The following is an 8,071-nucleotide window of genomic DNA, read 5'->3' as shown; positions in this document are numbered from 1 at the left end:
CCAAAAATCCCGCAGGAAGCGAACTTTGCTTCCGAGTAAGTTGAGGCGTTGCCACGGCAAGGAAGACACAGTGAGAGCAAGCGTAAGCGCAGTCCCTAACTGATGTCGCAGTTGTGCCCTTAAAGGTAAAAGCGTCCGCCTGCAGTGAAAATCCGTTCTAATTCTACTCAACTGGTAATGAGGTTGATAATTTCTTCTTCGCTCATCTGGTCATTTATTTCATATACACCCGCTTGTATCTTTGTAGCGGCACCACTTTCTTGAAGCCGATGTTGAAAGTTTCTCTCGTCGTCGATCATTCCTAACTTTGATAAGGATGATACCACCGTGCTGCTGCTCATGCCTTCTGTAATTGTAAGAAGCGCTTTTACAGAGGATACTTTTCGGTTACTTTGTTCCTTAAGATCGGCAACTTCACTGTTTGTCAGGATGTTGTACCCCTGTTCTTCCAACACGACGATGGCCTCTTCCTTACTTAAAATTTTCTCGGTAACAGCTTCTTCCTGATTGTCTGCCGGTTGCTGAGTAAAGTAATAAACAGAAGCACAGCATGCTGCCGCAAATAAACCAGCTGCAAACATTTGTATCGATTTCCGATTCATAGGTGTGCCTCCTCAGTGGCTATTGCTAAGCAGATGTTTTACTTCATCCACCTGCAGCTCCATTGCAGCAGCAATTTCTTCTACGTTCCTATTTTGCTGGAAAAGCGCATGTGCTTCGGAAACAAGTTCAGCGTGGCTGCTTGATTTCTTATTTTTTTGAAAGGAAGTCGGCGTGGCAGCCAATAATTCCTCTTCTAAGTAATGAATCCGTTTACGTAAATCATACACATCTCCCACCATTTGCAGTGTTAATTGGTCGAGTTCGGCTTTCATCTCTTTGTCTTTATCACGACCCAAAAAAGATACGCCGAACAAAAGAATACTCGCTGCAAATAATGATATAATCAGCCATTCCATGTCATAATCCCCCTGTTAGCATGTAGTCAACAATATTATACACGCTCTTGTCTAAATCGAGAATGCCGTTTCAAATATGCCCGGCTCAAACGTGTATAATTATGTTGAAAGAAGGGTTCGTTTTTGCTATCATTAAAAAGTATGAAAGATGCTTGAACTTCATTTTCTAAGTAGTGAAAGAAATGAAGGTAAGCCTCCGGCGGATGCTTCGGAATTTTTAGCGATAAAAATCCGTACACAATTTCGCCGTGGCGAATTTGATCATGAGGAGGGGAAATGATGCGCGTACAAGTAACGCTTGCCTGCACGGAAACAGGTGACCGTAATTATATTACGAGTAAAAACAAACGTACGAATCCAGAACGTCTTGAGTTTAAAAAATATAGCCCGCGGCTAAAAAGACACACGTTGCACCGGGAAACAAAGTAAGCAGATGGAGTGATCTCCTCTGCTCTTTTTTTAAGGAAAAGTGATGGAAATGACAAAACGTGATTTGCGTTTATATATTAGAAACCAATTCAATGAGCTACGTGTTAGTGAGCGGGAAACGGAATGCGAAATCATTTATAACCGCTTATTTCAGTGGACAAAGTGGCAAGAAGCCCAGACCGTTGCTGTTACAATGGCGACCAGAAACGAGATCGACACGGCGCCGATCATTGAGCGAGGCTGGGAGGAAGGGAAGCGCATGGTCATACCGCGTGCCGACCCACTTCATCATGCTCTGCATTTTTATGAGATCCATGCTTATTCTGAGACGGAAAAAAGCTTTGCCGGAATTTGCGAGCCAGACCCAGAGAAAACGACATATATTGCACCTGAATACTTTGATTTAATCATTGTGCCGGGTCTTGCTTTTGATGTTGATAAATTCCGTGTCGGTTTCGGAGGCGGTTATTACGACCGCTTATTAAGCACTATTGCGGTACCAACTTGTGCGTTGGCACTTGAGTTCCAATTGTTTGAGCACATTCCGCATGAGAAGCACGATATTTCGCTCACTGCCATTATCACCGCGAATTCCATCATTATGTAATGTGCACCCCCAACACAACTTTTGTATAAAAAAGCTTTTCTTCGTACACCTTAAACATAAAAAGGTGGAGATAAAATGAGAGGCTGGATATGGATGATTATCATTACTTTTCTAGTCGCAATAGGACTGCGGATGAGAGGAAGGTTTTTCCCTTTTATTCTTGGCAGTCGTTCGATTCGAAGAGTGGCTATTACAATTGCTTTGCGGATTCCGTTCTTACGCAATCAGTTACTTTCTTCGTTTTCACCTTTTTAAACAAATTTCAGGAAGCACCTATATGTTCCAAAGCGCCGTCACCATGACCGGCGTTTTTTTTGTTATACTGGTGGAATAATCAGGGTAGAATCGTTCCCGGCCATCTGAAAGGATGAAACGATGTGTTGGCTAACCATTTGTTTTGGAAAATGATGTATTACTTAGTCATTCAAGAGGACGCACGTATTATTGAGATGAGTCCGGATTATAAGCAAATTTGGCTTGAATATGAAGGGGATGGGCGAAAACTGGCAATTCGCCTAGCGCGAGTTGAATATCATTGGATGAAAGACTTAGAAGCGGATATTCGAACGGCACGAAAAATGTTCAAACGTTTAAAGAAAATCCAACCTTCACGAAAATGGTTCTTTCAAAATATGTATGTATCCACCTACCCTCCTGCTGATCAGGAGACGAAAGTAGGAGCAGAGGAAAATGACGACAGCTCACAACATTATTTTATCGCTGAGGAACCAGTGAGGGAGGTAACAGATAGTCCGTCTTTCGTTTTTCGCACGCTTGGAATGATAGAACCATGGGAGAGTGTACCGGAAGAGTTAACGGAAAATGAGCATGAAGAAGCAGCAGGCTTTTACCGCAAACAAGTTCTTATTAAAAAACAGCAGCTTGATAAGCAGGACCGCTCTTTGCTCATATTTGGAAAGCCGCGTCTGACATATCTCCTTCTCGCAGCAATCGTTTTTGTTTTTTTTGCCATTGAACAGGCAGGCGGGAGTACGGATCTCTTGACGTTAATTGAATTTGGGGCAAAATATAATCCCGCTATTCTGGACGGAGAGTGGTGGCGGCTATTCTCTTCTATGTTTCTCCATATTGGATTTTTGCATATATTTATGAATTCATTGGCCCTTTTTTATCTTGGTGGGGCGGTGGAAAGAATGTATGGAACGTTACGTTTTAGCGTCATTTATTTGACAGCAGGGCTGTTTGGATCACTGGCTAGTTTCGCATGTAATGAACAAGTATCGGCAGGAGCGTCAGGTGCGATATTTGGCTGTTTTGGTGCACTCTTATATTTCGGCCTCATTCACCGGCAGTTATTTTTTCGGACAATGGGGGTCAATGTATTGTTTATTTTGGCCATTAATCTCGTGTTCGGCTTTGTCGTGCCTGCAGTCGATAACGGGGCGCATATTGGGGGGCTTGCCGGTGGTTTCCTCGCTTCTGCCGTCGTCCATTTGCCTAAACATCGAAACAAAACACGTCAGTTGCTCATTTTAGTGGCAACTATTTTATGTGCAGGTATTTTGTATGGTTACGGGGTGAATAACGACAATAAATCAGAGTCAGTGCCCTTAGACTTGCAGCTTGCTCAAGAGTATCTGGAGAAGGATAACATACAGGAAGCAGAAGAAATTCTTCAAGACGTACTTCGTCATCAGGAAAATGAGCAGGCTTATTTTTTATTAGGCAATGTGTTCATTCAGGAAAACAAATATGAACAGGCCGCCGAACAATTTCGAGAAGCAATCTCACTAGACCAGGAATTTTTAGAAGCTTATTACAATCTTGTCATAGTTTCCATTGAATTAGAGGAGTACGCTCAGGCAAGAGAATATTTGGCAACATTGAAAGAGAAAATGAAAAAAGCAAAAGATGCAGAGCATTTAGATGTAGAAAAACTGGAAAAGTTTCTCGCTGAAAGAACGAATACCTAGCAGATCTATGTATGCCTCCTCCCGTTATCACATAGGTTGTAACAAAGACGAGCAAAACGAGGAGGCGCTTATGCTGGTATCTATCATCGAAATTGCTTTAACAGCAGCGACACTTGGAGCATTAACGATATATACGAGAAATAAACAGTCACTGATCGCCTTCACAGTTATCGTGTTATTTGTATGTTTTTCTTATTTTGGCTTTTTGCTATCCGGTCTCCTTTACGTTAGTGAGATGGAGTGGCTGGTTAATTTCCTAAGGTTCATCTTGGTGCTCTTTGTATGCGTGGCGGGAGTTATCTCTTTTCTGCCTTTTCATGGATTTTTGCATGCAAAGAGTATGCAGTTCTGGGGGGCTCTTGCAGTATTTTTCTTTTTCATCGGATGGCATATTGGCCATTGGCAAGAATCGATGTTTTTGTTTCTGCTTTTATGTCTCTTTTTTTTACTATTTTTTGTCGTGGGTCATCTCGCATTTGGAAGCTTTCAAAATAGGTGGCAGCGAGTCACTTTTATATCCTATGTTCCGTTTTTACTATTGCTTTTGTTTTCAATCATTGTGTTGCTATAATAGGGCGTATGATGAAAAATTTGGATACAATAACGAAGATTAGAAAATGGCTGATGCAATTTCGCATTGTCGTTTACACGAAAGATAGGCAAGGGGATTTGGAGCTAATGGAAGAAGAGATCAAAGAAGCCTTCCGAGCCGGGCTTTTGGAGAAAGTCATGTATCAGGAGGCGCTTCTCACAATTAGAAGGGAAAAACAAAAAAATTTAGACAGTGGCGGCTCTTGAGAGTATAAAGGAGCGAAGAGATGGAGGCTCAATATGTATTAGGAATAGATATCGGCGGAACTTATACAAAGATAGCTATTTTTACGGAGAAGGGAAACATGTGTGCGGACTGGGAGATTCCTACCATCCCTGAAAACGGAGGGTCCTTTGTCTTATCTGCGGTCGCGCAGTCCGTTCATGATAAATTATTTGAAATGGGTATCCCTTTAAGCCAAGTTGCCGGGGCGGGTATGGGGATGCCGGGCTATATTGATTCGGAACGGGGAACGATCGTCTCCTCGGTCAATATAGGGTGGAAACAATATCCGGCAGCATGGGAGTTATCGAAGCTTCTTGAAGTTCCGGTATTGATTGATAATGATGCAAATCTTGCAGCTGCCGGTGAATACTGGCAAGGTGCAGGAAAGCACGGAGAGGATTTATTATTTCTAACAATTGGAACAGGGATCGGATGTGGCATCATTATTGGCGGGAAGGTTTTGTATGGGACCGGTGCAGGGATAGCTGGTGAAGCAGGCCACATAACAGTAATCCAAGAAGGCGGAGAAACGTGTAAATGCGGTAAGAATGGCTGCCTGGAAACCGTAGCATCGGCCCCTGGTATTATCCGGCTTGCCAAAAGAGAAGCACAGAGAGAGGGGTATTCGCTGTTAGATGCCAAAAAGAACTGGACGACAAAGGATGTTTTTGATTTGGCAGAGGCAGGTGACCGTGCGGCAAAAACAGCGGTTAATAAAGCGATGCAATATTTGGGACTCGCGGCCGCCAATGCAGCTGCTCTTTTAAATCCTAGCCGTATCGTGATAGGAGGCGGGGTATCCGCAGCCGGAGAAAAGCTTCTCACTCCTTTACGAAAACACTTTTACTACTATGCGTTAGAGCGAGTGAAACAAGGAACGGAGCTGCAGTTAGCTGAATTAGGAAATAAAGCTGGAGTCACAGGTGCAGCGTGGCTTGCATTGACAGGGAAAGGAGGCCAACAGTGAACAAGCACATTACAATGCTCGGAGTACCGCTTGATCTTGGCCAAAGTCGACGCGGAGTCGACATGGGTCCTAGTGCTATCCGATATGCAGGAGCCATGGAAAGAATTCAGGCTTTGGGTTATGATATAGAAGATAGAGGCGATATTTCGATAAAAAAAGAAGACGTTGGAAAAGAAGATGTCGAAAATCTAATTAATCTCCATGCGGTTACAAAGGCGAACACGGAGCTTGCAGCTATGACAACTGCTATCTTTAAAGAGGGACGTTTCCCGCTCGTACTGGGAGGAGACCATAGTATGGCTATCGGTTCCATTGCCGGAGCAGCACCGCATTTTCAAAACCTCGGGGTCATTTGGTACGATGCTCATGGTGACTTAAATACAGCAGAGACTTCTCCATCCGGAAATATCCACGGGATGCCGCTTGCCGTCTCGCTTGGGCTCGGTCATCCCTTATTAACAGAAATAAATGGGAAGGCTCCGAAGCTGAAACCGGAGAATGTCGTTATTATTGGCGCAAGAGAGCTCGATGGAGGAGAGAAGAAGTTCATTCGAGATCTTGGCATTAACGTCTATACGATGCATGAAGTAGACCGCTTAGGGATGCCGGAAGTAATTGAACAGACGATTGACTACTTAAAGGACAAGTGTGACGGTGTTCATTTAAGCTTGGATTTGGACGGGCTTGATCCTCAAGATGCCCCCGGAGTCGGAACACCGGTCATTGGCGGTCTCAGCTACCGCGAAAGTCACTTAGCCATGGAAATAATTGCAGAATCAGATATCATTACATCAGCAGAATTTGTAGAAGTTAACCCGATTTTGGATGAAAAAAATAAGACAGCAGAAACTGCAGTTGCGCTAATGGGTTCTCTATTTGGAGAAAAATTGAAATAAATGGTGTAGAAGGAGAGAAACAAACATGACTGAATTTCGTACGGAACGGGACTTTTTAGGGGAAAAGCAGGTGCCGGCAGAAGCGTATTACGGCATTCAAACCATTCGTGCCAAAGAGAATTTCCCAATTACGGGCTACCCTCCGCATCAAGAATTAATTAAAGCATTCGGTTACGTAAAAAAAGCTGCCGCTATGGCAAACCGGGATGTTGGCGTGCTGACGAATAAAATAGCGGATGCAATCATTCAAGCGGCAGACGAAGTGATCGACGGCGCGTATAACGACCAATTTATCGTTGACGCTATTCAAGGGGGAGCCGGAACGTCTTTTAATATGAACGCCAATGAAGTGATTGCCAACCGCGCCATAGAAATTCTAGGTGAGAAAAAAGGTAATTATTTAATTGTCAGTCCTAATACACACGTAAACATGGCGCAGTCGACTAATGATTCTTTTCCGACTGCTATTCATATCAGCGCTCTGAACTTGGCAAAGGGATTGACAGTCATGCTTGAACGGCTGCTTGAGGTTTTGGAACAGAAAGAAACGGAATTTGATAATATTATTAAAATGGGACGCACTCATTTGCAGGACGCGGTACCTATCAGGTTGGGACAGGAATTCGGCGCGTACCGCCGTGTTCTGAGCCGAGACCTTAAAAGGATTAAACGCGCCGTAGAGCCTCTTTATGAGATCAATATGGGGGCCACTGCCGTCGGAACCGGTTTGAATGCAAAGCCGGAATATATTAAAAAAGTTGCTCAATACTTAGCAGATTTAACAAACATGCCTTTTAAAAATGCGGAAAATCTCGTCGATGCCACTCAGAACACGGACGCGTATACCGAGTTGTCAGCGGCGTTAAAAGTACATGCAATCAATTTGTCCAAAATTGCTAATGACCTGCGCTTAATGAGTTCCGGTCCGCGTACTGGTTTGAATGAAATCAATTTACCGGCTCGTCAGCCAGGTTCATCGATCATGCCGGGAAAAGTAAATCCAGTTATGTGTGAAGTGATCAACCAAATTTCATTCCAAGTCATCGGTAATGATCACACGATCAGTCTTGCTTCCGAGGCGGGGCAATTAGAACTAAATGTGATGGAGCCGGTACTCGTATTTAATTTACTGCAATCCCTGTCTGTGCTTGAAAATGGATTACAAGTGTTTAGAGAGCATGCCATCTCCGGCATTACTGCGAATGTTAAACGCTGCCGTGAGTTAGTGGAACACAGCGTCGGTATTATTACTGCCATCAACCCCCACGTCGGTTATGAAGCCGCATCCCGGATTGCGAAGGAGGCCATTGAAACCGGCAGAAGCGTAAGAGATATCTGTTTAGAGCGAGGGATATTAAGTCAGGAAGAATTAGACGAAATACTGGACCCGAAAGAAATGACAAAACCTGGTATTGCAGGAGCAAGGTTCATGGAGCAACAGTAAGCGAGAAGAACGCCTGAT

At 43.7% G+C, this 8,071-nt stretch carries 11 protein-coding genes; 9 read left to right on the top strand and 2 right to left on the bottom strand.

What is annotated here, in order from left to right; translation table 11 throughout:
• Positions 1–167: 167 nt before the first annotated feature.
• Positions 168–602, bottom strand: coding sequence for an endolytic transglycosylase MltG (locus LOR49_RS16915; protein ID WP_240378128.1), 435 nt, complete (start codon positions 600–602; stop codon positions 168–170).
• Positions 603–614: 12 nt separating this feature from the next.
• Positions 615–959, bottom strand: coding sequence for a hypothetical protein (locus tag LOR49_RS16910; RefSeq protein WP_240378127.1), 345 nt, complete (start codon positions 957–959; stop codon positions 615–617).
• A 279-nt stretch (positions 960–1,238) separates the two neighbouring features.
• Here LOR49_RS16910 and rpmG point away from each other — a divergent pair, with 279 nt between their 5' ends.
• The 9 genes from rpmG to aspA all read left to right on the top strand — a co-directional run bounded on the left by rpmG (position 1,239) and on the right by aspA (position 8,053).
• Positions 1,239–1,388, top strand: coding sequence for a 50S ribosomal protein L33 (rpmG, locus tag LOR49_RS16905; RefSeq protein WP_240378126.1), 150 nt, complete (start codon positions 1,239–1,241; stop codon positions 1,386–1,388).
• Between the two features lie 49 nt (positions 1,389–1,437).
• A complete protein-coding gene (locus LOR49_RS16900) occupies positions 1,438–1,995 on the top strand; it encodes a 5-formyltetrahydrofolate cyclo-ligase (protein ID WP_240378125.1) in 558 nt (185 codons plus the stop codon).
• A 75-nt stretch (positions 1,996–2,070) separates the two neighbouring features.
• Positions 2,071–2,250, top strand: coding sequence for a hypothetical protein (locus LOR49_RS16895; RefSeq protein WP_240378124.1), 180 nt, complete (start codon positions 2,071–2,073; stop codon positions 2,248–2,250).
• A 122-nt stretch (positions 2,251–2,372) separates the two neighbouring features.
• Positions 2,373–3,929, top strand: a complete 1,557-nt coding sequence (locus LOR49_RS16890; protein WP_240378123.1) for a rhomboid family intramembrane serine protease — start codon at positions 2,373–2,375, stop codon at positions 3,927–3,929.
• Positions 3,930–3,999: 70 nt separating this feature from the next.
• On the top strand, positions 4,000–4,500 hold the full coding sequence (locus LOR49_RS16885) for a hypothetical protein (RefSeq protein ID WP_240378122.1): 501 nt from the start codon (positions 4,000–4,002) through the stop codon (positions 4,498–4,500).
• A gap of 8 nt (positions 4,501–4,508) precedes the next feature.
• Complete coding sequence (locus LOR49_RS16880) at positions 4,509–4,727, top strand: YqgQ family protein (protein ID WP_240378121.1); 219 nt, start codon at positions 4,509–4,511, stop codon at positions 4,725–4,727.
• A gap of 20 nt (positions 4,728–4,747) precedes the next feature.
• The gene (locus LOR49_RS16875; RefSeq protein WP_240378120.1) at positions 4,748–5,713 is read left to right on the top strand and encodes an ROK family glucokinase; all 966 of its coding nucleotides are present in this window, start codon (positions 4,748–4,750) and stop codon (positions 5,711–5,713) included.
• Positions 5,714–5,727: 14 nt separating this feature from the next.
• Positions 5,728–6,609 carry an arginase gene (gene rocF / locus LOR49_RS16870; protein ID WP_240378130.1) on the top strand — a complete coding sequence of 294 codons (882 nt, stop codon included), beginning with the start codon at positions 5,728–5,730 and terminating at the stop codon, positions 6,607–6,609.
• Positions 6,610–6,634: 25 nt separating this feature from the next.
• A complete protein-coding gene (gene aspA / locus LOR49_RS16865; RefSeq protein ID WP_240378119.1) occupies positions 6,635–8,053 on the top strand; it encodes an aspartate ammonia-lyase in 1,419 nt (472 codons plus the stop codon).
• The last annotated feature ends 18 nt before the right edge of the window (positions 8,054–8,071 follow it).

The organism is Bacillus piscicola (genome assembly GCF_022458745.1).
In the GTDB taxonomy this organism is placed as follows: Bacteria; Bacillota; Bacilli; order Bacillales; family Marinococcaceae; genus Alteribacillus_A; species Alteribacillus_A piscicola.
The sequence above is the reverse complement of the archived record's forward strand: the minus strand, read 5'-3'. Positions and strand labels throughout refer to the sequence as shown.